At 72.8% G+C, this 25169-nt stretch carries 20 protein-coding genes; 10 read left to right on the plus strand and 10 right to left on the minus strand.

What is annotated here, in order from left to right; all coding sequences use genetic code 11:
• The first annotated feature begins 3 nt into the window (after nucleotides 1-3).
• From ACFYT4_RS15000 to ACFYT4_RS15015, 4 genes are read left to right on the plus strand one after another with little or no spacing between them, the layout of a single operon-like run.
• Nucleotides 4-1566: an APC family permease gene (locus tag ACFYT4_RS15000; protein ID WP_389268333.1), complete on the plus strand. Its 1563-nt coding sequence runs from the start codon at nucleotides 4-6 to the stop codon at nucleotides 1564-1566.
• A complete protein-coding gene (locus ACFYT4_RS15005) occupies nucleotides 1563-2996 on the plus strand; it encodes an FGGY family carbohydrate kinase (protein ID WP_389268335.1) in 1434 nt (477 codons plus the stop codon). Before ACFYT4_RS15000 ends, ACFYT4_RS15005 begins: the two co-directional genes overlap by 4 nt.
• On the plus strand, nucleotides 2993-4438 hold the full coding sequence (locus ACFYT4_RS15010) for an NAD(P)/FAD-dependent oxidoreductase (RefSeq protein WP_389268337.1): 1446 nt from the start codon (nucleotides 2993-2995) through the stop codon (nucleotides 4436-4438). The genes ACFYT4_RS15005 and ACFYT4_RS15010 overlap by 4 nt, the downstream gene beginning before the upstream one ends.
• Entirely contained in the window at nucleotides 4435-5703 is a 1269-nt protein-coding gene (locus tag ACFYT4_RS15015; protein ID WP_389268339.1) for an NAD(P)/FAD-dependent oxidoreductase, read from the plus strand. Before ACFYT4_RS15010 ends, ACFYT4_RS15015 begins: the two co-directional genes overlap by 4 nt.
• 147 nt (nucleotides 5704-5850) lie before the next feature.
• Here the strand turns inward: ACFYT4_RS15015 and ACFYT4_RS15020 are convergent, their stop codons facing one another.
• The 7 genes from ACFYT4_RS15020 to ACFYT4_RS15050 all read right to left on the minus strand — a co-directional run bounded on the left by ACFYT4_RS15020 (nucleotide 5851) and on the right by ACFYT4_RS15050 (nucleotide 14004).
• On the minus strand, nucleotides 5851-6504 hold the full coding sequence (locus ACFYT4_RS15020) for a pentapeptide repeat-containing protein (RefSeq protein ID WP_389268341.1): 654 nt from the start codon (nucleotides 6502-6504) through the stop codon (nucleotides 5851-5853).
• 358 nt (nucleotides 6505-6862) lie between these two features.
• Entirely contained in the window at nucleotides 6863-7537 is a 675-nt protein-coding gene (locus ACFYT4_RS15025) for a type 1 glutamine amidotransferase domain-containing protein (RefSeq protein ID WP_389268343.1), read from the minus strand.
• Between the two features lie 139 nt (nucleotides 7538-7676).
• Nucleotides 7677-9266 (minus strand): GMC family oxidoreductase, encoded by a 1590-nt coding sequence (locus ACFYT4_RS15030; RefSeq protein ID WP_389268345.1) that lies wholly within the window; start codon nucleotides 9264-9266, stop codon nucleotides 7677-7679.
• A complete protein-coding gene (locus ACFYT4_RS15035) occupies nucleotides 9263-10240 on the minus strand; it encodes a carbohydrate ABC transporter permease (protein WP_389268347.1) in 978 nt (325 codons plus the stop codon). Before ACFYT4_RS15035 ends, ACFYT4_RS15030 begins: the two co-directional genes overlap by 4 nt.
• 45 nt (nucleotides 10241-10285) lie before the next feature.
• Nucleotides 10286-11311: a carbohydrate ABC transporter permease gene (locus tag ACFYT4_RS15040; protein WP_389268349.1), complete on the minus strand. Its 1026-nt coding sequence runs from the start codon at nucleotides 11309-11311 to the stop codon at nucleotides 10286-10288.
• On the minus strand, nucleotides 11289-12584 hold the full coding sequence (locus tag ACFYT4_RS15045) for an ABC transporter substrate-binding protein (protein WP_389268351.1): 1296 nt from the start codon (nucleotides 12582-12584) through the stop codon (nucleotides 11289-11291). Before ACFYT4_RS15045 ends, ACFYT4_RS15040 begins: the two co-directional genes overlap by 23 nt.
• Before the next feature lie 148 nt (nucleotides 12585-12732).
• On the minus strand, nucleotides 12733-14004 hold the full coding sequence (locus ACFYT4_RS15050) for a 6-phospho-beta-glucosidase (RefSeq protein WP_389268353.1): 1272 nt from the start codon (nucleotides 14002-14004) through the stop codon (nucleotides 12733-12735).
• A 66-nt stretch (nucleotides 14005-14070) separates the two neighbouring features.
• Between ACFYT4_RS15050 and ACFYT4_RS15055 the strand changes: the two genes are divergently transcribed.
• A complete protein-coding gene (locus ACFYT4_RS15055; protein ID WP_389268355.1) occupies nucleotides 14071-15270 on the plus strand; it encodes an N-acetylglucosamine kinase in 1200 nt (399 codons plus the stop codon).
• A 718-nt stretch (nucleotides 15271-15988) separates the two neighbouring features.
• Here the strand turns inward: ACFYT4_RS15055 and ACFYT4_RS15060 are convergent.
• Entirely contained in the window at nucleotides 15989-17218 is a 1230-nt protein-coding gene (locus ACFYT4_RS15060; RefSeq protein WP_389268357.1) for an ROK family transcriptional regulator, read from the minus strand.
• A gap of 66 nt (nucleotides 17219-17284) precedes the next feature.
• On the opposite strand from ACFYT4_RS15060, the gene ACFYT4_RS15065 reads away from it, so the two are divergent.
• From ACFYT4_RS15065 to ACFYT4_RS15080, 4 genes are all read left to right on the plus strand, one after another.
• A complete protein-coding gene (locus ACFYT4_RS15065) occupies nucleotides 17285-17983 on the plus strand; it encodes a flavin reductase family protein (RefSeq protein ID WP_389268359.1) in 699 nt (232 codons plus the stop codon).
• Complete coding sequence (locus ACFYT4_RS15070; protein ID WP_389268361.1) at nucleotides 17983-19032, plus strand: ROK family protein; 1050 nt, start codon at nucleotides 17983-17985, stop codon at nucleotides 19030-19032. The genes ACFYT4_RS15065 and ACFYT4_RS15070 overlap by 1 nt, the downstream gene beginning before the upstream one ends.
• 142 nt (nucleotides 19033-19174) lie before the next feature.
• Nucleotides 19175-20638: an aldehyde dehydrogenase family protein gene (locus tag ACFYT4_RS15075; protein WP_389268363.1), complete on the plus strand. Its 1464-nt coding sequence runs from the start codon at nucleotides 19175-19177 to the stop codon at nucleotides 20636-20638.
• A gap of 273 nt (nucleotides 20639-20911) precedes the next feature.
• On the plus strand, nucleotides 20912-21787 hold the full coding sequence (locus ACFYT4_RS15080; RefSeq protein ID WP_389268365.1) for a universal stress protein: 876 nt from the start codon (nucleotides 20912-20914) through the stop codon (nucleotides 21785-21787).
• Between the two features lie 103 nt (nucleotides 21788-21890).
• Here ACFYT4_RS15080 and ppk2 read toward each other — a convergent pair whose 3' ends face one another.
• Complete coding sequence (ppk2, locus tag ACFYT4_RS15085; RefSeq protein ID WP_389268367.1) at nucleotides 21891-22709, minus strand: polyphosphate kinase 2; 819 nt, start codon at nucleotides 22707-22709, stop codon at nucleotides 21891-21893.
• A 186-nt stretch (nucleotides 22710-22895) separates the two neighbouring features.
• On the opposite strand from ppk2, the gene ACFYT4_RS15090 reads away from it, so the two are divergent.
• Nucleotides 22896-23615, plus strand: a complete 720-nt coding sequence (locus ACFYT4_RS15090; RefSeq protein WP_389268369.1) for a class E sortase — start codon at nucleotides 22896-22898, stop codon at nucleotides 23613-23615.
• Nucleotides 23616-23895: 280 nt separating this feature from the next.
• Here the strand turns inward: ACFYT4_RS15090 and ACFYT4_RS15095 are convergent, their stop codons facing one another.
• On the minus strand, nucleotides 23896-24954 hold the full coding sequence (locus ACFYT4_RS15095; RefSeq protein WP_389268371.1) for a PHP domain-containing protein: 1059 nt from the start codon (nucleotides 24952-24954) through the stop codon (nucleotides 23896-23898).
• Between the last annotated feature and the right edge of the window lie 215 nt (nucleotides 24955-25169).

Below are 25169 nucleotides of genomic sequence, written 5' to 3' on the forward strand. Positions count from 1 at the left end.
CCCATGGCCACCCATGAGTCAGTGAACACCGGCGGCGCCAGACCGCAGGAACAGGGCACCGGCACCCCGAAGGAAATGAAGCGCGAACTCACGCGGTACGCGTCTTTCGCGATGGCTTTCGGTTTTGTCTCGATCGCCACCGGAATCTTCACCACCTACGGATCGGTGCTCAACAGCTCCGGGCCCCGCGGAATCTTCGCCTGGCCGATCGCCGTCGTAGGCCAGCTCTCCATCGCGCTCGTCTTCGGCGCCCTCGCCGCCCGCATCCCCATCAGCGGATACGCCTACCAGTGGGTGTCCCGCCTGGTGAACCCGGTGTGGGGCTGGATCATGGGCTGGATCTCCTTCTCCTTCCTCGGCGTGGTCGTGGTGGCCGTCGACTACACCATCGCCTCGACGATCCTGCCGGAGCTCCTCCAGTACCAGGGCACCCAGGAAAACGCCTGGGCCATCACCGCGGTCGTGATCCTCGCGCAGGCCGTACTCGTGGCGATGTCCACCCAGCTGACGCACTCGGTCAACAAGACCGCCGTGACCATTCAGCTCGTCGGCATGATCACCCTGACCGTGCTGCTGTTCGGAGTCGGCGCCGCCACCGGAAAGCTCGACTTCTCCACGCTGTTCGAGACCGCCCCCGTCGCGGACAGCGGCTACTACAGCCTGGGCTCCGCCGCCGAGGTCGGCCCCTTCGCCATGGCCTTCCTGCTCGGCGCGTTCACGATCGTCGGATTCGAATCCGCGGCCAACCTCGCGGAGGAGACCCGCGACCCCGCCCGGGTCATTCCCAAGGCCATGGTCCAGGCCGTGCTGTCCCTCGGTGTCCTCGGATTCCTCTTCCTGATCGCCATCACCGCGCTGATCGAGAACCCCGCCGAACTGGCCGCGTCCAGCACCCCCGTCGCCACCGTGATCACCGCCGTCCTCGGCTCGGGAGTCGGCAAGGCCCTGCTCGTCCTGGTCGTCGTCTCGATCTTCTCGTGCGGTCTGGTCATCACCATGAGCGGCACGCGACTGGTGTGGGCGATGTCCCGCGACGAGCGCTTCCCCGGCTGGCGGGCCCTGCGCAAGATCCACCCCGGCCGCGGCACCCCCCTGAACGCGACGCTCTTCATCTTCCTCGTCGCCCAGGTGGTCCTGGCGAGCTTCGCCATGTCGACCGACGCGCTGTTCTCCCTCTTCTCCGCGGCCACGCTGCTGCCCGCCATCATCTACGCGGGCACGGTCCTGATGTACATCGTCAAGCGCAAGTCGCTGCCGCCGACCCAGGGCTTCTCGCTGGGCCGCTGGGAGATCCCGGTGATCGTCGTCGCCTCGGTGTGGCTCGTGTACGAGCTCCTCATCTTCCGCGACGCGTCGTTCCGCGACCCGTGGATGTACGTCCTGGTGCTCTTCGCCATCGGCGGCGTGTACTTCGCCTTCCTCCTCGCACGGCGCGGGGTCTCGGGACTGACCATGCCCGACATGGCCGACGTCGACCGCGCGCTGGACGCCGACGGGCCCCAGGCCGCCGCGGTGCCCGCACAGCAGGCCGCGCTGCCCGCCCCGGGCGAGGTGAGCGACCGATGACCGTCGTCCTCGCCATCGACCAGGGGACATCCGGCACCAAGGCGATCGTGGTGGACGGCTCCGGCGAGGCCCTCACCATCGCCGAGGCCGAACTGCGGCCCCGGTACGGCGACGGCGGCGTCGTCGAGCAGGACCCCCGGCAGCTGCTGGAGTCCGTGCTCGACACCGGCCGCCGGGCCGTCGCCGCGGCCGGCCGCCCGATCGACGTCGTCGCCCTGGCCAACCAGGGCGAGACGGTCCTCGCCTGGGACCCCGCCACCGGGACCCCCCTGTCCGAGGCCATCGTCTGGCAGGACCGGCGCGCCGAATCCGTCTGCGCCGGCCTCGCCGAGCACGCCGACTGGGTCGCCGCCCGCACCGGCCTCGTACTGGACTCGTACTTCTCCGCGCCCAAAATGGCCTGGCTCCGCCGGAACGTGACCACCGAGGGCGTGGTCACCACCGTGGACACCTGGCTGCTGCACCACCTCACCGGAGAGTTCGTCACCGACGCCTCCACGGCCAGCCGCTCCCTGCTCACCGACATCGACACCGCCGACTGGGCCCCCGAGCTCGTCGACCTGTTCGGACTCGGTGACGAGCGGCTGCCCCGGATCGTGGCGAGCGACGAGATCATCGGCACCACCCGCGCCTTCGGCGGCGAGATCCCCGTCGCGGGACTCGTCGTCGACCAGCAGGCCGCGCTCCTCGCCGAGGGGTGCATCGACGCCGGAGCCGCCAAGTGCACCTTCGGCACGGGCGCCTTCCTGCTCGCCAACACCGGCACCACCGCGGTCCGCTCCACCGCCGGGCTGACGTCCTCCGTCGCCTGGCGGGCCGGGGGCAGTACGCCCTACTGCGTCGACGGACAGGTCTACACGGCCGCCTCCGCGGTCCGCTGGATCCGCGACCTGGGCTTCATCCGCTCCGCCGGCGATCTGGACACCGTGGCGGCCAAGGAGTCCGACGGGACCCTGTGCGTACCCGCGCTGGCGGGCCTCGCGGCCCCCTGGTGGCGGCCCGACGCGACCGCCACCTTCACCGGGATGACCCTCTCCACCGGCCCCGGGCACCTGGTGCTCGCCGTCCTCCAGGGCATCGCCGCCCAGGTCGCCACCCTGTGCGAGCTGGTCGAGAGGGACCTCGGGGCACCGCTCACCCGGCTGCGGGCCGACGGCGGCCTCACCCGCAGCCGCACCCTGATGCAGGCCCAGGCCGATCTGGCGCAGATACCGGTGGACATCTATCCGTCCGCGCACGCCACCCCGCTGGGCGCCGCCGCGCTGGCCCGCCTGGCGATGAACCCGGGGATGACACTGCGCGAAGCGGTCGGCGAGTGGAAGCCCGCCGCCGTGTACGAGCCCCGGTGGCCGGCGGACCGGGCGGAGCAGTTCCGCAGTACATGGACGGCGGTCGCCGAGGCCACCGTCCGCAAGGGAGATCTGACATGAGCAACACCCCGGGGCACGACCCCGCCCCCGTGCACGACGTCGTCGTGATCGGAGGCGGGATCGTCGGCGCGGCGATCGCCCGCGAACTCGCGGGAAACGCGGTGTCCGTCGCACTGGTGGAAGCCCGCAGTGACATCGGGGACGGCACGAGCAAGGCCAACACCGCCATCCTCCACACCGGCTTCGACGCCAAGCCGGGCACCCTCGAATCCCGCATGGTCGCCCGCGGCTACGAACTGCTCTCCCGGTACGCGACCGACACCGGCATCCCCGTCGAGCACACCGGAGCCATCCTCGTCGCCTGGAACGAGGAGGAGCTCCAGGCACTGCCCGGCCTCAAGGAGAAGGCCGAGCGGAACGGCTACCGCTCGTGCGCCCTCATCGGCGCGGACGAGGTCTACCGTCTCGTCCCCGCCCTCGGAGAGGGCGTCCTGGGCGGCCTGACCGTGCCCGGCGAGTCCATCATCTGCACCTGGACGACCAACCTCGCCCTCGCGACCGACGCCCGGCAGCGCGGCGTCACCGTCCTGCTCGACCACCCGGTCACTGGCGTCACCACCGACGCCGGCGTCACCACCCTGCACACCGGGGGCGGACCCGTCCGCGGACGCTGGATCGTCAACGCCGCCGGACTCGGCGCGGACCGCGTCGACGCCCTCTTCGGCCACGAGCGCTTCACCGTCACCCCCCGGCGCGGCGAACTCTTCGTCTTCGACAAGCTGACCCGCCCCCTCGTCGACAAGATCGTGCTCCCCGTCCCCACCTCCCGCGGCAAGGGCGTCCTCGTCTCCCCGACGGTGTACGGCAATGTGATGCTCGGGCCCACCTCGGAGGACCTCACCGACCGCAACGCGACCGGCACCTCCGAGGACGGCTTCGCGTTCCTCCTCAGCAAGGGCGCCCGGCTCATGCCGAGGCTCCTCGAAGAGGAGGTCACCGCGACCTACGCCGGACTGCGGGCCGCGATCGACCACCCCGACTACCTCATCGAGGCTGACACCGACCAGCGCTACCTGCTGGTCGGCGGCATCCGCTCCACCGGCCTCACCGCGGGCATGGCCATCGCCGAGCACGTACGCGACCTCCTCGCGGACGCGGGACTCGTCCTCGAACAGCGCGACGACCTGCCCGCTCCGCCGCGCATGCCCAACATCGGGGAAGCGGGCGTACGCCCCTACGAGGACGCGGCCCGGATCGCCGACGACCCCGCGTACGGCGAGATCGTCTGCTTCTGCGAGCGGGTCACGGCGGGCGAGATCCGCGACGCCTGCCACTCCGCTCTGCCCGCCCGTACGCTGGAAGGACTCCGCCGCCGCACGCGCGCCATGAACGGCCGCTGCCAGGGCTTCTTCTGCGGCTCCGCCGTCCAGCAGCTCATGAACGACCACAGCGCGCCCGGCGACGACTGCGCCCGGACGTGCCACGAGGTGACCAGCCGATGAGTACGCCCAGCACACCCCCCACCACCCTCACCCCGGACGTACTCGTCATCGGCGGCGGTCCCGCCGGGCTCACCGCGGCCGCGAACCTGGCCCCCCGCGTCACCGGCGAGGTCCTCGTCCTGGAGCGCGAGAAGGAAGCCGGAGGCATCCCCCGCCACAGCGACCACACCGGATACGGCCTGCGCGATCTGCGCCGGGTCATGACCGGGCCCGCCTACGCCAGGCGGCTCGCGGCCGACGCCGCTCGCGCCGGAGCCGTCATCAGGACCGGGGCGATGGTCACCCACTGGGCCTCCGACCACGCCGTGGACGTCACCAGCCCCCAGGGCCGGTTCCGCGTCGAGCCCAAGGCGATCGTCCTCGCCACCGGCGCGCGGGAACGGCCCCGTACCGCCCGGCGCATCCCCGGCGACCGCCCGGCCGGCGTCTACACGACGGGCCAGCTCCAGAACGCCGTCCATCTGCACCACCAGCGCGTCGGCACCCGTGCCGTCGTCGTCGGCGGTGAACTCGTCAGCTGGTCCGCGGCCGTCACCCTGCGCGAGGCGGGCTGCTCCGTCGCCCTGATGGTCAGCGAGTACGAGCGGACCGAGGCGTACGCGGCCTTCAACCTCGGCGGCAAGGCCCTGCTGCGCGTCCCGGTCGCCAACCGCACCCGGGTGGTCCGTGTCATCGGCAGGCCGCGCGTGGAGGCCGTCGAGATCGAGAACCTGGACACGGGCGCGCGCCGCACCGTCGAGTGCGACACCGTGATCTTCACCGGTGACTGGATTCCCGACCACGAACTGGTCCGCAGCGGTGGACTCGCCCTCGATCCCGGCACCCTCGGCCCGCTCGTCGACACCGCCCTGCGGACCAGCAGGCCGGGCGTCTTCGCCGCCGGAAACCTGCTCCACCCGGTCGACACCGCGGACATCGCGGCCCTGGACGGAAAGCACGTCGCCGACCAGGTGATGTCCTGGCTCGGCACCGGCGGCCCGAAGGAGCCCGTACCGGGAGTCCGGCTGCTCGCCGAAGGCCCGCTGCGCTGGGTGTCCCCGGGACTGCTGCGTCCCGGGGACCCGGCCCCGCCGCGCCGCCGGCTGCTGCTGTGGACCGACGAGTTCGTCCGCGTCCCCCGCGTCAGCGTCAGCCAGGGAGGCCGGGTCGTGTCCGAGAAGACCCTGGCCTGGCCCGCGGCGCCCGGCCGTGTCTTCCGTGTGCCGTGGTCCGTCGTCCGCGGCATCAGCCCGACCGGGGGCCCGGTCACCATCGCGGTCCGCTGAGCCCGCCCGCCGGATCCCCCCGGGACACCGCTCCGGGATCCGGCGGACTCCCCGCGCGGCCCCTCTCCGCCGCCCCGTGCCGCCGCACGGGGCGGCGGAGCGGGTTCCGGGGAGCCCGGTGCGCCTTCGACGGCGCGCGCGAGTGCCTCAGCGGTCCTTCACCGTGATGCCGAGCGACTGCGCGAACACCGGCGCGAAGTCCATCATCTGCAGGGTGCTGATCGTGGCACCCCGCAGCGACTCGGCGCCGTCGACGATCCCCAGCCGCGCTGCCGCGCGCAGATCCACCCCGGTCATCCGCGCCTTGGCGAACCGCACCTCCTCCAGGGTCGAGCCGGGAAAGGTGACACGGTCGAGCCGCGCCCCGGCGAAGTCGGCGTCGCGCAGCAGACAGTCCGTGAAGGAGACGTTCCGCAGTGTGGCGGCGCGCAGATTGACCGAGTCCAGCTTGCAGTTGTGGAACGCCACCCGGTTCAGCTCCGAGCCGAACAGCTCCAGTCCGGCCAGCGAGCCCGCGATGATCTCCGTGTCCATCCACGTCGTCTCCACCAGATCGGTGGCGACGAAGCGGACCGTGTGCATCCACACCTCGTTGAAGCGCGCGCGCCGCATCCGGCCCCCGGTGAAGGTGACCGACGAGACCGCCGACTCGGTGAAGCGGACACTGCCCGCGTCGATGCCGTCGAAGCTCTCGCCGTCCAGATGCACTCCGTCGAGATCGCTCTCGCGCCCCAGCGAGCCCTGAAAGGGGGTCAGATGGCCGGCGTAGGGGAGTTCGGACAGGGTGCGCGGTACGGGCATGACGGCCTCACGGATGCTGGACGGCACGGGATGGGGGCGGCACGGCGGCGCGGGACATGGCCCGGCCGGCCCGGTCACCGATCAGGCGGCCGGCGGCGCCGCCCTCACATTACCCCAGGTGGGAGGCGCCGCAAGGCTCGCTGTGGACTTCCGCGGAAGGGCCCCGAGAAGGCCCTTGAGTGGCCCCTGGAGGGCCTTTTCGAAACCGGAATGCCGCGCCGTGCATCGAGGGGCGCACGAGGCGCTCAGGCGGCCGTCCGTGGATTCGGGCCGGCCGGAGTCGACCGTGCGCCCGGCGCCCCGGCGGCGCCGTCTCCTCCGGCCCCGCGGGACGGCCGGGGCGGCGGGTGGGACGGGGTCATCGGTCCAGCAGCTCCAGTACCGCCCGGGCCACGCCGGCGGCCGACGCCGGGTTCTGGCCGGTGACGACCCGCTCGTCGACGACCACGTGCGCCCGGTAGACGCCTCCGTCGCTGTGATGTGCCCCGCGCTTCGCCAGCGCGTCCTGGAGAAAGAACGGCACGAGGCCGTCGACACCGCTCTCCCTCTCCTCCGCGTTGGTGAACGAGGTGACGTTCCTGCCGTCGAGCAGATACCGCCCGTCGGCCCGCGTGAGGTCCAGCAGCCCCGCCGGACCGTGGCAGACGGCGGCCACCACGCCGCCCGCCGCGTGGATCAGTGAGCCGATCCGGGCCAGCGCCGGGTTGCCCGGGAAGTCCCACATGGCGCCGTGGCCCCCGACGTACAGCACCGCGTCGTAGTCCCCGGGGTCCACGTCGTCGAGCCGGGCGATCACATCGAGGTCGATCTCCTCCAGGAACGCGCGCTGCACGGGGTCGGAGAGATCGCCGCCGTCGACCGGGGGACGGCCGCCCCGGACGGAGACGAACTCGACCCGGCAGCCGGCGTCCGTGAACACCTGCCAGGGATGCGCGGCCTCGGAGAGCCAGAATCCGGTCTTCCGGCCGGACTCGCCCAGTTCGCCGTGGCTGGTGAGCACGAACAGGATCGCGGGGGTGCGGGGCAGGGACATCGTTCATCTCTCCTTGCGGTGGATCATCGGGCGGCGGGCGGCCATGGCCGCCGGGCGGGATACGGACGTTCGGGAGACCGGCCGAAGGCCGGCGGCGCGGGCGTGCGGTGCCGGGCGCCGTCCGCCGGTGGCCGGGCGGTCATTCGTCCCCGGGTACGGCGGGGGGCGCGGGCAGGGCGCCCCGGGCACCGGCCCCCCGGATGAGATCGGCGGCCCGCTCGGCGAGCGCGAGCGTCGGGGCGTTGGTGTTCCCCCTCGGTACGGCGGGCATGACCGAGGCGTCGGCGACCCGGAGCCCGGCGATCCCGCGCACCCTCAGCTCGGGGTCGCAGACGGCCGTGTCCGCGCCGCCCATCGCGCAACTGCTCGTCGGATGGTGCATGGTGACGACGTTGTGCCGGATCCACTCCCGTATCTCCCAGTCGGCGCTGCTCACCCGGGGTCCGGGCAGCAGCTCCCCGGACGTCAGCCCGGAGAACGGCTCCCGTGCGGCGATCTCCCGCGCGATCCGCACCCCCGAGGCGAGAGTGTCCAGATCGGCCCCGTCGCTGAGATAGGCCGGATCGATCGCGGGCGCGTCGGCCGGGTCGCCGGAGGCGAGCCTGATCCGGCCGCGGCTGCGGACGTCGGAGCAGGTGACCAGCACCAGTACCCGCTCCGCCTCGGCCCCGGCCCCCGGACCGGCGAGTGCCGGGGGGACGATGTGGTACTGGAGATCCGGCGCGGGCAGACCGTCCCTCGTGCGCAGAAAACCGCCGCTCTCGCCGCCGTTGGACGTCAGCGGCCCCCGGCCCAGCGTCCGCCACAGCAGTTCGCTTCCCCGGCCGCCGGCGGACCGGGCCGTACGCCACGCCAGGTCGACCCGCGGATGGTCCTGGAGGCCCGCCCCGACCGCGGGCGACGGCACAACGGTCTCGATGCCGTGCTCGGCGAGATGCTCCGCGTCGCCCACTCCCGACAGCATGAGCAGCTGCGGCGAACGGATCGCGCCCGCGCAGAGGATGACCTCACCGCCGGTACGGGCCTCGTGCTCGACGCCGTCCCGGCGGTAGCGCACCCCGGTCGCCCGCCCCGCCTCGATGAGGATCCGGGTCGCCAGCGCCCCGGTCGTCACGGTGAGATTGGCGCGTCCGGCGGCCGGCCGCAGATAGGCGTCGGCCGCCGACCGGCGCCGTCCGCGCCGTTGGGTGAGCCGGTAGAAGCCCACACCGTCCAGTGCGCCCGACCCGTCGGGACGGTCCGCGCCGAATCCGTCGTTGGGGGGCAGCCCGTACGACTCGGCGGAGGCCACCCAGGCCCGGGTCAGCCGGTTGCGGTGGCGGTGGGTGCCGATACCGAGCATGCCCTCCGCCCTGGTGAAGTAGGGCAGCAGCTCGTCGTGACCCCAGCCCGCGCACCCGTGGGTGTCGCGCCAGGAGTCGAAGTCCGCGCGGCTCCCCCGGACGTAGATCATGGCGTTCGTCGACGAGGTGCCGCCCAGGGTCCGGCCGCTGGGCCAGTAGACGCTGCGGCCGGCGGCGGCACGCTGGGCGACGGTGGAGTAGGCCCAGTCGTAGGGGCTGTGGAACAGCTTCGGCATGGCGGCGGGGACCCGGATGTCCCGGGCGTCGTCCGGCGGCCCGGCCTCCAGGAGGAGGACGCTTCGCGCGGGGTCCTCGCTCAGCCGGGCCGCGAGAACACAGCCCGCGCTGCCCGCGCCGACGACGATGTAGTCGTAGTGAGTCGTCATCCCTTGACCGCCCCTGCCATGATCCCGCCGATGATCTGGCGCCCCAGCAGGGCGAAGACCAGCAGCACGGGAAGTGTCGCGAGTGCCGTCCCCGCGAGGATCAGCGAATAGTCCTGGAAGTAGCCGGCCGACAGGGTGGAGAGGGCCACCTGCACGGTGGGGTCCTCCGGGGTGAGCACCACGAGCGGCCAGAAGAAGTCGTTCCACGCCTGCATGAAGGTGAAGACGCCGAGCACGGCGGCGGCCGGGCGGATCGCCGGCAGGATCACGTGCCAGTAGACGCGGAGGGTGTGACAGCCGTCCATCCTGGCCGCGGCGATCAGCTCGTCCGGGACGCCCTCGCTGATGAACTGCCGCATCCAGAAGACTCCGAAGGCCGTGACCATGCCCGGCACGATCACGGCGGGCAGGGTCCCGGCCCAGCCGAGGCGCCCCATCAGGATGTAGAGCGGGATGATGCCCAGCTGGGTGGGGACCATCATGGTGCCGATCACCGTCATCAGCAGCGCCTGGCGGCCGCGGAACCGCAGCTTGGCGAAGGCGAAGCCGGCGAGCGAGCAGAAGACCAGCACCGAGACGGTGATCGCGCTCGCCACGAGGAAGGAGTTGACGAGCGCGAGCGTGAAGTCGGTGGTGGTGAAGACCCGGCGGATGTTCTCCAGCAGGTTGCCGCCGGGGACCAGGGGCGGGGGAGTGCGGGCGACGGCCTCGTTGTCGTGGGAGGCGACGACGGCGGTCCAGTAGAGGGGAAACGCGGACGCGAGCACCACGGCGGTCAGCATCGCGTACGTGAACGGTCCGGCCTCGTGCAGCCGCTGCAACCGTGAACGGCGGCGCGGCCGGCGGCCCCTGAAACCCCTGAGTCTCCCGGGGCCGGGGCCCGCGCCGCTGCCGCCGCTTTCGGCGCCGTCGGGTGCCGGCGGGCCCGCGGGAGTCCGGCCCGCCGGGGGATTGCGTACGCTCTTGCCGGTCATCGCTCTCCGTTCCTTCGCTCCCGGGTTCACCGGACACCGCCGTCGTCAGTCGCCGGAGCGGATCCGCCGGGTGATCAGGTAGTTGAAGGCCGCCGCCACGACGATGATCAGGAACATGACCCAGGCGATGGTGGCCGCGTAGCCGAAGTCGAACTCGCGGAAGCCCTGTTCGTACAGGTAGATCGTGAGTGTCTGGAACTGCCGGTCCGAGCCGCCGGTGACACCGCCGGGCGTCGGGTCGAACAGCAGCGGCTCGGCGAAGAGCTGGAGCCCCTGGATCGTCGAGACGATCACGGTGAAGATGATCACGGGCCGCAGCGACGGAACGGTGATGTGACGGAACATCTGGAAGCTGCTCGCGCCCTCGGTGAGTGCCGCCTCGTATCGCTCCCGCGGTACGGTCTGCATCGCCGCGAGGTAGATCAGCGCGTTGTACCCGGTCCAGCGCCAGATCACCATGACCGAGATCGCGACATGGGAGCCCGCCCGGTCGCCCTGCCAGTCGACCGGGGACACGCCGATCAGGTCCAGCGCCCAGTTGACGAGGCCGAAGTCCCTTCCGAACAGCTGGGTGAAGATGATCGCCACGGCGGCGACGGAGGCGACGTTGGGCAGGATCACCCCCATCCGGAACGCGGTCCTGGCACGCAGCCGGATGTTCAGCAGATGCGCGAGGCCGAGCGCGAGCAGCAGCTGCGGGACCGTGGAGAGGACCCAGATGGAGACGGTGTTGAACAGCGCGTTCCAGAAGTACTCGTCGGAGAACAGGCGCGTGTAGTTCCCGAGGCCGACCCATTCGTCAGGGCTCTGGCTGATGAGCTGCCACTCGTGGAGCGAGACGTAGAGGGTGTAGCCGATGGGGAACAGGCCGAATCCGAAGAAGAGCAGGAAGAACGGGGAGATGTAGAGATACGGCGAGAGCTTCTCGTCCAGCCGCCGGCGCAGCGATCCCCGGTCGGGCCCCTTGGCGCCCGCCGGGAGGTCACCGGCCGGGGCCGGGCCCGGGGTCCCCGCCCCGGTCCCGGCTCCGGCCTCGGCCGCGGTGACGCTAGTCAGCAGCCTTTTTCGCATCGCTCACAGCCTTCTTCCATGCCTCCTCCGGGGTCTCGCTGCCCTGCTCGACCCGGCGGATGCCGTTCTGGATCGCCAGCCGTACGGCGGCGGCCTTGGGGCCCTGGTACTGCGGCTTGAGCGCCTTCGCCGAGTCGGTGAAGATCTTCCCGATCGGCGCGTCGCCGAAGAACGGCTTGGTGAAGCCGGTCATGGCCGGGTCCTCGTACAGCTTCGGTGTGGAGGGGAGATTGCCGATCGTCTTGAAGACCTTCATCGCCTGCTCCGGGGCGGTCAGCCACTGCGCCAGCTTGTAGGCCTCCTCGGCGTTCTTGGACTGCTTCGGTACGGTCAGCCATGAGCCGCCCCAGTTGCCCGCGCCGCCGCCGGGCACCGACGCGATGTCCCACCGGCCGGACGTCTTGGGCGCCTGGCTCTGGATGAAGGCCGTCACCCAGGCGGGACAGGTGACCGTGGCGAACGTGCCCTGCTGGAACGCGGTGCCCCAGGCGGGGCTGAAGGCGGCGATGTTCGCCGACAGGCCGGCCTCCGTCGCCCTCGTCGCCAGGTCGAAGGACTGCTTGACGGCCGGGTTGCTCTCGACGATGAGCGAGTCGTCCTCGTCGTAGAACGCCTTCGGCGCCTGTCCGAGCACCGCGTTGAACATCAGCGCGCCGCTGTCGAAGAACTTCGCCCCGGTCTTCGCCTGCATGAAGCGCTCACCGGTCCTGATGTAGCTCTCCCAGTCGGGCCAGAGCTGGGAGACCGACTCGCGGTCGCTGGGCAGACCGGCCTTCTCGAAGAGGTCCTTGCGGTAGCAGATGGCGAGCCCGCCGACATCCGTGCCGAGCCCGATCTGGGTCTTGGCGTCGGCCTTGGACTGCTCCCACTTCCACGGCAGCCACTGGCTCTCCAGCTTGTCGGCGCCGAAGTCATGGAGATTGTTGAAGTTCTGCGGCTGGGCGGTGAACTGGCCGAGGAAGTCGCCCTCGATGGCCACCACGTCCGGAGCGCCGCGGCCGGCGGCCAGCCGGGTCGCGAGCTGTGTGTGATGCGTCTGGTAGTCGCTCACCCTCTCCACGATGGTGACATCGGGGTTCTCGGCCATGTATTCCTTGTACAGGTCCTTGAAGCCGAAGTCGTTGAACGTGCCGATCGTGAGGCGGACCTTCCCGCTGCCGCCGCCACCGTCTCCGCTGCCGCATCCCGCGGTGAGCGCCGCGACCAGCGTGCCCACGGCCACGAGGACGACCGGCACGCGTCGGCGGCCTCCGGTCCGTCGCGATCCCTCCATCTGAACGCCTCCTTCGCCTGGCGCGAGGGTTCGGGCTGAATGTCCCCGATGTGATGGCCCTCCCGGGTGGAGTGAATCTAGCCCCGCACCCACCTCATAGCAATAGATAGGTAGGGGTGCTTACAAAGCTGTGTCCTTCCCGCGCCTCTTACGCACTCCAGACCGGGGGCAGGTCGCCGCGGTGCTCCGTCAGGAGGGCGTCGAGCAGGGCGACGGCCGCCGCCCGCTCCCCGACCAGGGGGTTGGTCATCAGCGCGAGGCGCGCGGTGCGCCGGTCGCCGGTCAGGGCGGCGGCCACGGTGAGCCGCTCGTACGCCTTGACCTGCTGGACGAGCCCCAGCAGCTCGGGCGGCAGCGGCCGGGTGCCGATCGGGGTTGCGCCGTTCGCCCCGATGCGCGCCGACACCTCCACCACCGCGTCGTCCGGCAGTCCGGGGACGGCGCCCTCGTTGCGGATGTTGACCGCCTGTACATCGCCGCGGTCGTCGTGCAGCGAGGCGATGAGCTGCACCGCCGCCTCGCTGTAGTGGCTGCCTCCGCGGCGGGTGAGCAGGCCGGGCTTGGTGTCGAGGGACGGGTCCCGGTAGAGCTCCAGGAGTTCCCGTTCGATGCGCATCACCTCGCGCGCGCGGACGGCGCCCGCCCGCTGCGCGGCCAGCACATCCGCGGTGCGGTAGTAGAACCGCAGATAGCGGGACGGCACCGCGCCGAGGTCGTCGAGCAGGTCGCGCGGCAGCTCCAGGTGCGCGGCGAGCGTGTCGCCGTGCGCGCCGAGCAGCTCCGGCAGGACGTCCCGGCCGTCCACGCGGACCGCGCGCTCCCAGGTGAGGTGGTTGAGGCCGACGTGCTCCAGCTCCACCCGGCCGGGGTCGACGCCGAGCAGCCCGGCGAACCGGCGCTGGAGCCCGATCGCCACATTGCACAGCCCGATCGCCCGGTGCCCGGCGTCCAGCAGCGCCTGGGTCACGATGCCGACGGGGTTGGTGAAGTCCACGATCCAGGCGCCGGGGGCGGCGTGCCGGGCCACCTGCCGGGCCAGGTCCAGCACGACGGGGACGGTCCGCAGCGCCTTGGCGAACCCGCCCGCGCCGGTGGTCTCCTGGCCGATCCGGCCCTCGGAGAGAGGGATGGTCTCGTCGAGCAGCCGGGCGTCCTGGCCGCCGACCCGCAGCTGTACGACGACGAAGTCCGCGCCCTCGACCGCCTCCGGGACGCTCGTGGTCGTGGTGAGCCGGCCCTCCCAGCCGTGCCGCCGCAGGATCCGGCCCGCGACCCCGGCGACGGTCTCCAGCCGGTCGGCGGCGATGTCGTGCAGGGCCACCTCGCCGACCCGGATCCGGTCCCCGAACCGGGCGAGGCCGTCGACGAGCTCGGGTGTGTAGGTGCTGGCCCCGCCGATCACGGCGATCTTGACCGTCATGCAGATCACTCCTCTTTGCTGGCTGCAAACACTGTAGATAGTTATGATCCCTTACTATAGTCGTCGATGACAGGGATCGGCGGGACTCGGGACGACGGGGCACAGGTGACACGGGACACGATCACGAAGGCGGCCGTCCTCGCGGTGGACGGCGGAAACTCCAAGACCGACCTGGCGCTGGTGGCGGCCGACGGCACACTCATCGCCGCGGTGCGCGGGCCGGGCTCCTCCCACCAGCGGCTCGGGCTGCAGGGGGCCATGCGCGCCCTCAGGGAAGGCGTGGCGATGCTGCGGGCGCACGCCGCCGCCGGTGCCGCCGGCGGGCCGAAGAACCCCGAGGCCCCGTGCGGACCGCACATCGGGCCGCCGGATCCGCCGGGTCCCGCCCCCGATTCCGGTGTGCCGCTCGCGCGCGTCGGCGTCTTCTGCCTCGCCGGGATCGACCTGCCGGTCGACGACCGCCGGGTCGGTGCCGCCCTGCGCGCGGAGGGGCTCACCGACTCGTTCGTGCTCGACAACGACGCCTTCTCGGTGCTGTGGGCCGGATGCCCGGAGAAGTGGGGCGTCGCCGTCGGCGCGGGCACCGGCCTCAACTGCGTGGGAGTCGCCCCGGACGGGCGGCGGCTGAGGTTTCCGGCCCTCGGCCGGATATCCGGCGACTGGGTCGCGGGCGGACGGTGGCTGGGGGTACGCGCCCTCGGCCAGGCCGTGCGCGCGGCGGACGGACGCGGCCGGGGCACGGTCCTCGAACAGACCGTGCCCGCCTACTACGGGCTGCCGACCCCGATGGCCGTCGCCGAGGCCGTCTACACCTCCCGGATCGAGGAACGCCAGCTCTTCGCCCTCGCGCCGACCGTCTTCCGGGCGGCGGCCGACGGTGACGCGGTCGCGCGTGAACTGCTCGACCAGATCGTCGACGAGATCGTCACCTACGTGGCCACGGCCGTACGCCGCCTGCGGCTCGACGACGTGGAGGTGCCGGTCGTCCTCGGCGGCGGACTCTTCAATTCCGGCGACCCCGGGTTTCTCGGCGGCGTACGGGAGGGCGTGGCCTCCGTCGCGCCGCGCGCGCTCATCCGCGTACTGACGTCGCCGCCGGTCCTGGGCGCGGCGCTGTGGGGACTGGCGACGCTGGAGGAGGCGGAACCGGGCGCGGAGGCACGCGTCGCCGCGGCCTTCGCGGCGGCCCGGCCCGCCGCCGGGGCAGCCACGGCGGGGCGCACCGCCCCGCTGAACGGCACCGCGGTCGAGGAAGGCCAGGCGTGAGCGCCGACGGGCCCGCGGCGGACGCCCGCGCGGCCGGGGGCGGCCCCGGGCCCGCCGGGACCCGGACACGAACACCGACAGGGACGCGGACAGGGACCCGGATCCGGATCCGGATCCGGATCTCGACGTCCACCGGAGTGATGCCGAGCGGCACCGGCCGCCGCGGTCTCACCCTCTGCCGGAGGGTGAGATCCCGTGCGGACACGCGCCCCGCCCGGGCGCCGAGCCGCACCCCGGGCGTGCCGTCCCGCCGGAACGCCCCGGGGCTCCCCGCCGGCGGACCACCCGGCCCCGCCCGCAGGGGGTTCCTCCGTCCGCCGGGCCGCGTACCGGGGCCGCGGCCGTCCGCGCGCCCGCCCCAGTGGTTCGGCCCCGGGCCGTCGGGGCACGCGGGCCCGGTCCGGCCGGGGGAGTGTCCGGGCGGCAGGGCGCCCGTGGACCCGGACACCGGCCTTCGAACGGCGCCGGGTGCGGGCGGCGGCCCGGCCGCACCAGCCCCGGCGCGCGCGGACGGGCCACGAGGCGGCCCGGGCCGGTCGCCCGGCGCTCCGTCACCCGTACCGCCGCGCGCGGACGGGCCGCGCTGGACCCCGGAGGGGACACCCGGCCCCTCGGGCCGGTCGTCCGGCACCCGGTCACCCGGCACCCGGTCGTCCGGCACCCGGTCACCCGGCACCCCGGGCCGGACCGCGGTCGGCCGGGGGACGAAGGGCGCGGTTCAGGCGCTCGGTGCCGCCGTGCCGGGAGACGGTGCCGAGACGGCCGGGGGCTCGGCGAGCAGCCGGTCCCAGGCCGCGGACACCGCGCTGCCCACCGCGCCGTGGAGCACCGCGTCCGTGCCCAGCATCGAGTTCACGACCTGGATCGACAGCGGTGTCAGCGACCGCAGCGCCGTTTCGATCGGATGCATCAGCAGATCCCCGTTGTGGCCCACACCGCCGCCGAGGACGACGACCTCCGGGTCGACCACGGCCGCGACGGTGGACACCGCACGCGCCAGCAGCCGCGCCTCCGTCTCGACGACCTCACGGGCCAGCGGATCGCCCTTGCGCGCCAGCGAGAAGACCGCGCGCAGCGTCATCGGGCGCTCCACCCCGCGCGCCGTGCCCAGGCGGGCGATCGCGTCGGCCACGGCGGGGCTCGCGAACCAGCCGCGCCACGGTGGACCGCTCTCCGCCGCGCCGTCCAGGGCGATCGGCAGATACCCGATCTCCCCGGCGAGCCCGCGGGCGCCCCGGTGCAGCCTGCCGTCGATCACCAGGCCGAGGCCCACCCCCGTACCGACCGACAAGTACGCGAAGTTGTCGCACTGGCGGCCGTACCCCTTCCACAACTCGCCCAGTGCCGCGAGATTGACGTCGTTCTCGATGTCGACGTTGGTCTCGAACTGCGCCCGGATCTCCTCGACGATGCCCTGGCGCTCCCAGCCGGGCAGATTCGCGGCCAGCATCACCAGCCCGCGCGCGGGGTCGACGACGCCGGGACTGCCCACGGTCACCTGGTTGACCTGCCCCCAGCCGACGCCCTTCTCCCGCATCACGGTCCGTGTGATCGCCCCTATCTGGTCGAGCAGCGTCTGGTTGCTGCGCAGCCGGACCCGCTCGTCGTGGCGGGCGACGATGGTGCCCGACAGATCGGCGAGCGCCGCGCGCACCCAGCGGCGTCCCACGTCGATTCCGACGACCCAGGCGGCCTCGTTGTTGACCTCGTACAGAACGGCCTTCGGACCCTGGTTCCCCTGGGTGGAACCCGCTTCGCGGATCAGTCCCGCGGAGACGAGATCCGTGAACACCTGCGAGACGGTCGGCTTGGACAGCCCGACCACCCGCGAGACCTGCGACCGCGACAGCACACCGTGGTGCTGGATCGCGTCGATGACGGAACGCTGGTTGATGGCGCGGACCATCGACGGGTCGGCCTTGGCGAAGGTACGGCGCTCGACCAACATGGTCCCCACCTCCTCACGCGCGACAGATGAGCGCGCCAATGGTACTCACAGATCGGGTGGCCGATCATGAAGGATTCCACCGGCGGCCCCGTACCCCGGCGGCTGGACGCGCCGCTCGAACTCGATCCGGGCTCCTGGCCGCACCGCGAGACCTACCGGCTGCTGACCGGTCTGGTCGTGCCGCGCCCCATCGCCTGGGTCTCCACGCGGGGCCCGGACGGCGTCCCGAACGTCGCCCCGCACTCGTTCTTCAACCTCGTCGCCCACGATCCGCCGCACGTTCTCTTCAGCGCCACCGATGTGCGGGACACCCTGCGCAACATCCGCGCGTCCGGGGACTTCGTGGTCAACACCGTTTCCGAGGATCTTGCCGAGGCCATGAACCTCACCTCGGCCGACTTCCCGCCGGCCGAGGACGAGTTCCGCTGGGCGGGGCTGACGGCACGGCCGTCGGTACGGGTGACCGCGCCGCGCGTGGCCGAGGCGAAGGCCCACCTGGAGTGCCGCCTGGCCCGCGAGATCGAGATCGGCGGCGCGACGCTCGTCATCGGGGAGGTCGTGCACATCCATGTCGACCCCTCCGTCTGGCACGAGGGCCGTGTCTCCCCCCGGCTCCTCGCGCCCGTCTGCCGGCTGGCCGGTTCGTCGTACGCGCGGCTCGGCGAGGTCTTCTCGCTGGCGCGCCCGCACTGGGACCCCGATGCCGGGGCGCCCGTCACACCCGCCACGGCTTCCGAGAAGCCCGAGAAGCCCGAGGAGCGCTGATGTACGCAGGGATGGCGATCGGACGCACCCAGGTCCGGTGTGCGATCGGCACGGGACCGGAGGACGTCCGCCACAGCGCGGAGTTCCCGGTCACCTCACCGGACGAGACCCTGGACCGGGTGACCCGGCATCTGGCCGCGCAGCAGGAGCGGTTCGGCGCGATCACCGCGCTCGGCCTGTCCTGCTTCGGGCCGCTGGGCCTTCGCCCCGGGGGCGCGGACCACGGCCGGGTGACCTCGACGCTGATGACCGACTGGCAGGGGTACGACCTGGTCGGCGCGGTACGGCGGACGCTCGCGGTACCCGTCGTGCTCGACACGGACGTCAACAGCGCCGCCGTGGCCGAGTGGTCGGTGGGCGCGGGCCGGGGGCGCGGGAGCGTCACGTATCTCACGGTCGGCACCGGACTCGGGGCGGGCGCGGTCGTGGGCGGGCGTCCGGTGCACGGCCGCGCGCACCCCGAGATGGGCCATCTCCCCGTGGCCCGCCATCCGTCCGACGAGGTGGTCAGCCGCTGCCGGCACCACCACGACTGCCTGGAGGGCCTGGCGAAGTCCGGGGCGATCGCGGCACGCCTCGGGCTGCCTCCGTCCCCGCCGGGTGCGGACCCCGTCCGGCTGCCGGAGGAGGCGGTCCGGCTGGAGGCCTGGTACCTGGCGCAGCTCACCACCGCGCTGACCTATCTTCTGTCCCCGGAACGGATCGTCGTCGCGGGAGCCGTCATGGCGGTGGCCGGCATGCTCCCCGCCCTGCGGGAGGCCACCGCTCTACGGCTGGGCGACGATCCCGGTGTCGCCGCGGTGGTGGCGTCCCTCGACGACTACCTCGTGCCCTCGCCGCTCGGTGGCCGGGCCGAACTCCTCGGCACCCTCGTGCTGGCGGCGTACGCCCCGCGCACCGCGGCCGGTACGGCACCCGCGGCGGACGCAGCACCCGCCGACACGGCATCCGGAGATCCGGCACCCGCCGAAGGGACCCCCGCCGCGTCCGCCTCCGCCGGCCCGGCACCCACCGGCCGGCCCTCGGCGGGTCCGCCCCTCAATGGTTAATCACACTCCCTAATACCGGACCCCGTCGAAGGGCCATGACCGCGACCGAGCTCTTGAATGCGGCATATGGCTGGTGAACAGTTAGGGCTCCTTCGTATGAAAGACATCGACATCACACGCGCAGACAGGGAAGGCTGACGTCATGGGAACCGCTACCGAAGGCATCCGGCATGTACAGAATCTGATCGGCGGCTCCTGGCGGCCCGCCGGGTCCGGGCTCACGATCGCCCGTGAGAACCCGGCGGACACCGGCCGTACGGTCGCCACCTGCCCGGCCTCCTCGGCCGAGGACGTCGCCGACGCGATCGCCGCGGCGACGGCGGCCGCGCCCGGCTGGGCGGCCACCGACGTACGCGAGCGGATCGAGATCATCGGCCGCGCGCTCGATCTCCTCCGGGAGCGCGCCGCCGAACTCGCCACGGCCGATGTGCTGGAGTCGGGGAAGACGCTCACCGAGTGCGAGGGCGAGATCGCCCGGGCCCTCGCGGCGACCGCGTACCAGCTGGAGATCGCACCCGGACTCCTCCACGGCGAGATGTCGCTCCCCTCCGGCCTCGACGTCGAGATGACCCGCTCCCCGGTCGGCGTCGCCGCGCTCATCACCCCCTGGAACTACCCCTTCAGCGCGGTCGTCCGCAAAACCGTTCCGGCCCTGGTGGCCGGCAACGCGGTGGTGATCAAGCCGTCCGAACTCACCCCGGTGACCGCCGAGATGACGGCGGCCGCCCTGATGGAGGCCGGCCTGCCGCCCGGCGTCCTCAACCTGGTGTACGGCACCGGCGAGGAAGCGGGCCGCCCGCTGGTGGACGCCCCGGAGGTGGGCGCCGTCTCGTTCACGGGCTCCACCCGCGTCGGCCTCGCCGTCTCCCGCGACACCGGTGGCCGGGACGTGAAGGTACAGGTCGAGATGGGCGGCAAGAACCCCCTCGTGATCCTCGCCGACGCCGATCTGGACCGCGCGCTCGACGCCGCCGTGGCGGCGTCCTACACGGCCGCGGGGCAGTGGTGCATCGCGACCAGCCGGATCATCGTCGAGGAGCCGGTCTTCGACGAGTTCCGGGACCGCTTCGTCGCCCGGACCAAGCAGGTCCGGGTGGGGGACGGACTCTCGGCCGCCACCGACATGGGACCGGTCAGCTCGAAGGCCCAGTACGACAAGGTGCTCTCCTATCTGACCGACGACGCCCTCACCGGAACCGTCCTCGTGGGCGGCGGCGCCTGGACGGGCGACGGCGGGGCGAACGGCTACTACATCGAGCCCACCGTCGTCGAACGCCCCGACCCGGACTCGCCGCTCGTCCAGCAGGAGGTCTTCGGACCCGTCGTCTCGCTTCTCTCCGCGACCGGTCTCGACGACGCGATCCGCCTCGCCAACGCCACCTCGTACGGCCTGTGCGCGGCGGTCTTCACCGAGGACACCGACCGGGCCCGGCGCTTCGCCGCCGCGGTCGACGCGGGCCGCGTCGGCATCAACTTGCCGACCTCCGTCGGGGACCACCACGTACCGGGCGGCGGACGCAAGAACAGCGGACGCGGGGAGTACGAGGGCGCGGGCGACGGCATCGTGTTCTTCACCCACCTCAAGCCGGTCTTCATCCCGCGCTGACACCGCCGTTTCGGCACCGCCGGCCCGGCCCCCTTCCCCGGAGGGCCGGGCCGGCGCACGCCCCGCGGACCGTCCCGGACCGGCCGGGGAATCACCCGGTCGGCGGACTCCCGCGCTCGCCGCCGGGGCCTTGGGCCAGGGCCGGTCGGTCCCCGGGCGGGGGACCTGTGGCCGGGGGCCGGGGACCTGTGGCCCTGCGCACCCGCGCCACCGGGCGCCCATCCTGGAAGAGGGATCACCGACGATCCCGCCCGCGTCCAGGAGGAGTGCACCATGCCCAGCACCGTGACTGTCGGCCTCGACGGCTCCCGCGAGAGCCTGGCCGCCGCCGAGTGGGCGGCCCGTGAAGCCACGTTGCGCGGTCTGCCGCTGAAACTGGTCAACGTCTGGGAGCCCGTGCCGATGGCCGCCCGGGCGACCCTCCTCGGCGTCGAGACCCAGCAGCACTGGTCCGAGAAGATCCCCCGTGAGGCGGCCCGTGACCTGCGGAACCGCCACCCCGAACTGGATGTCGGCATCGACCAGCTCACCGGCCGCCCCGGCGACGTCCTGCCGTCGGTCGCCGAGGAGTCCGCGCTGCTCGTCCTCGGCTCCCGCGGTCTCAGCGGTCTGAGCGGCTTCCTCGTCGGCTCCGTCGGACAGGCCGTCCTCGCGGGCGCCAAGAGCCCCGTCGTGTTCGTCCGGGCTCCCGGGTCGCAGTCGGACACCGAGCCCGTGACCACGGACGGGCCGGTCGTCCTCGGGCTCGACGCCAATGAACCCGACGACGCGCAGATCGCGTTCGCCTTCGAGGCGGCCGTCCGCCGGGGCACCACCCTGCGGGTCGTCCACGCCTGGAGCCTGCCGCCGTACTTCGCCTACGGACTGCCGCCCGACCCCGTGCTCGACGCCGAACTCGCCAAGCAGGAGACCGCCACCCTCAAGCAGGTGCTCGCGCCCTGGCGGGAGAAGCACCCGGACCTCCCCGTCGTCGAGGAGGCGTCGATCGGCAAGGCGGTCGACCTCCTCGTGGAGGCCGCGAAGGACGCGTCCCTGCTGGTCGTGGGCCGCCGTATCCGGCGCGCGCCCTTCGGCGGCCGGATCGGGTCCGTGGCCCACGCCCTACTGCACCACGCCACCTCACCCGTGGCGGTCGTCCCCCACGCATGACGGACATGACGGCCCGTCCGGTGACGAGCGCCCTCATCACCGGACGGCACACGCCGGGCCCGCCGCATTCCCGCGGCGGGCCCGGCCGTGTGCTGTCACCCCGTCACTTCACGAACCCGGCCGCATGGTCGGGAACATAGGTCTGGAGGTCCTTGGGCGGCCGGACGTACCCCGTGGACGGCGGTCGCTCCGGGAACTCGATCACCGGCGGCGGCACCTCGTAGTACGGGACCGACCCGAGCAGATGAGCGATCATATTGAGCCGCGCCCGCCGCTTGTTGTCGCTCTCCACGACGTACCAGGGCGCCTCGGCGATGTCCGTATGCACCAGCATCTCGTCCTTCGCCCGTGAGTACGCCTCCCAGCGGGTGATGGACTGCAGATCCATCGGCGACAGCTTCCACCGGCGCGTCGGATCCCCCACCCGCCGCCGGAACCGCTCCTCCTGCACGGCGTCGCTCACCGAGAACCAGTACTTGCGCAGCAGGATCCCGTCCTCCACGAGCATCCGCTCGAAGATGGGGCACTGGTGCAGGAACCTCCGGTGCTCCTCCTGGGTGCAGAAGCCCATCACATGCTCGACACCGGCCCGGTTGTACCAGCTGCGGTCGAACAGGACGATCTCCCCGGCCGCCGGCAGATGCTCCACGTACCGCTGGAAGTACCACTGACTGCGCTCGCGCTCCGTGGGCTTGGGCAGTGCGGTGATCCGTGCGACACGCGGATTGAGATACTCCGCCACGCGCTTGATGGTGCCGCCCTTGCCCGCGGCGTCCCGTCCCTCGAACACGACGACGAGCCGGGCGCCTTCCGCGCGCACCCACTCCTGGAGCTTCACCAGCTCCGTCTGGAGCCTGAAAAGCTCCTTCTCGTAGACGGACTTGGACAATGTCGCCGCCGATCGCTCTTTTCTCCCGGCCATGCAGCCTCCACGCCTCCCGGCTCCCGTGCGTACCGCGTACCCGGACGACCCTACGGAGTCCCGGCGCCGCGGGCGCGGGGAACGCCTGTTCCGCCGGGCTTTCCCGACAAGGGAGGCGCCGGCCGCGCGGCTGTGCTTCCCTGGTGTCACGTCCGATGCTCACCCGGCCGACGATGCGGACCGCTCATGGACCTGTCCCGAGCAGTTCCCCTCGCGCTCGCCGGAGCGCTGACCGCCCTCCTCACCGCCTGCACCGGCAGCGGGGGAGGCGATGCCGTGGACGCCAGGCCCCCCTCGGCGGTTTCCTCCGGGGTACCCGGACCGGCGCGTCCCCCGCTCTCCGCCGCCCCGGAGGCGCGCGCCGGTCCCGATGTGTCACGCGGAACCGATCCCCGCACCGAGAGCGCGACGATGTCCATCCCGGCCATCGGGGTGGAGAACCTGCGCGTGGTCCCGTACGAGGGCACCACCGACGACCGCGCCGGCACCCGGATCCAGGACCGCGGCGTCGCCGCCAGCCCCTACGGGGCCAGGGGCGGCACGGGGCCCGGCGAGATCGGGAACTACCTGGTCACCGCCCACCGGCTCTCCGCGGGCGGGCCCCTGCGCGATCTGCCCGCCCTGCGCGAGGGCGACCGCGTGACCGTCGTCCTCGGCGGCCGGTTCCACGAGTACGAGATCACCGGGACGCGCTGGACCTCCTTCCGCTCCGCACGCTCGCTCGCCGAACAGCGCGCGGCGGTCCCCGGGCATCCCGGAGAGCCGGCCACGCGGGCGATGATCACGATCTCGACCTGTGCGACGCCCGAGGACGACGCGGCGGGGAACTTCTGGCGGGACGGGAACAACAACCCGGAGCACAGGATCGACAAGATCGGTGTCCTGAAGCGGTCGGGCGAGGCGTGAGCGGCCGCGCGGCGGCCCCGTCCTCCCGGGACGCGGCCCGGCCCCCCCGCCGGTCACCGGCGGGGCCGGACGCGCGCCGCAGGACGGGCCGCCCCGGCACCGCGGACGAGCCGTCCCGCAGGGCCCGGTGCCGGTCCTGTCTGCGTCGGCGGGGCCCGGTGGAGCGCGAGGGAGGAGCTGTGGCCCGCCCGCGAGGTCGGAGCGGACGCGGACGCCGCGCGAGCCGTTGTGACGGCGGGTGCCGGCCGGCCGCGCGCCCGGCGGGCCGGCCGCCTCGCGCTCACGGTGTGGCCGGTGCCGTCTTTGTCCAGGCGAGCAGCTCGTCCGCGCTCCAGGTGTTGACGACCCGCTCGGGCGGCACCCCGGCGCGCTCCGCGCGGGCGCAGCCGATGATCTGCCAGTCGAGCTGGCCCGGTGCGTGCGCGTCCGTGTCGATGGAGAAACGGACCCCGGCCTCCACGGCGAGGGAGAGCAGCCGCATCGGCGGGTCGAGCCGCTCGGGTCTGCTGTTGATCTCCACGGCCGTACCGGAGGCGGCGCACGCCGCGAAGACCTCCGCCGCGTCGAACCGCGACTCCGGCCGGGTCCCGCTGGAGCCCGGGCGGCCCCGGCCCGAGGTCTGCCGGGCGACGACCAGCCGTCCCGTGCAGTGCCCGAGGATGTCGACCAGCGGATTCTCGACCGCCTTGACCATACGGCGGGTCATCCGCGCCGGTTCCATGCGCAGTTCGGAGTGGACCGAGGCGACCACGACGTCGAGTTCGTCCAGCAGCTCCGGTTCCTGGTCGAGCGACCCGTCGGGGAGGATGTCGCACTCGATTCCGGTCAGCAGCCGGAAGGGGGCCCATCGCAGGTTCAGTTCCGCCACGACCGCCAACTGCTCGCGCAGCCGCTCGGCGGTCAGCCCACGGGCGACCGTCAGCCGGGGGGAGTGGTCGGTGAGCACGGCGTACGCGTGGCCGAGGGCGATCGCCGTGCGCCCCATCTCCTCGATGGGGCTGCCGCCGTCGGACCACTCCGAGTGCAGATGGCAGTCCCCGCGCAACAGCGCCCGCAGTTCCCCGCCGCCCTCCGCGAGCGGCGCGGACGCCTCCTCCTCCAGTCGGCGCAGATACTCCGGTACGTCTCCGCCGAGCGCTTCCCGCACCACCTTCGCCGTCTTGGGGCCGACGCCCTTGACCGACTCCAGCGCCCGCGTCCCCGCCAGCCCGGCGATCTCCTGCGCGGACCTTCCCGCCAGCGCCGCCGCGGCCCCACGGAAGGCCCGGACCCGGTAGGTCTCCGCACGCGAGCGCTCCAGCAGGAACGCCACCCGGTTCAGCGCCTCCACAGGGTCCATTCCCGGCTCCTTCACCCATGCCTGCACCACCCCCCGCGTCGCCCGACCGGGCCCGCGGTCGTCCCCCACTCTCGCGCCCCGGCCGCCCGGCGGCACATCGGGAGCCGCCACCCCACGGACCCGCACGGTGCCGTCCCGGGACCCGGCCCGCCCGTGGAGGAGGCCGCACGGCGCTGCGGGCCCCGCACGGTGCCGTCCCGGGGCCCGGGGCCGCC

Source organism: Streptomyces sp. NPDC004609 (assembly GCF_042873655.1).
GTDB lineage: Bacteria > Actinomycetota > Actinomycetes > Streptomycetales > Streptomycetaceae > Streptomyces.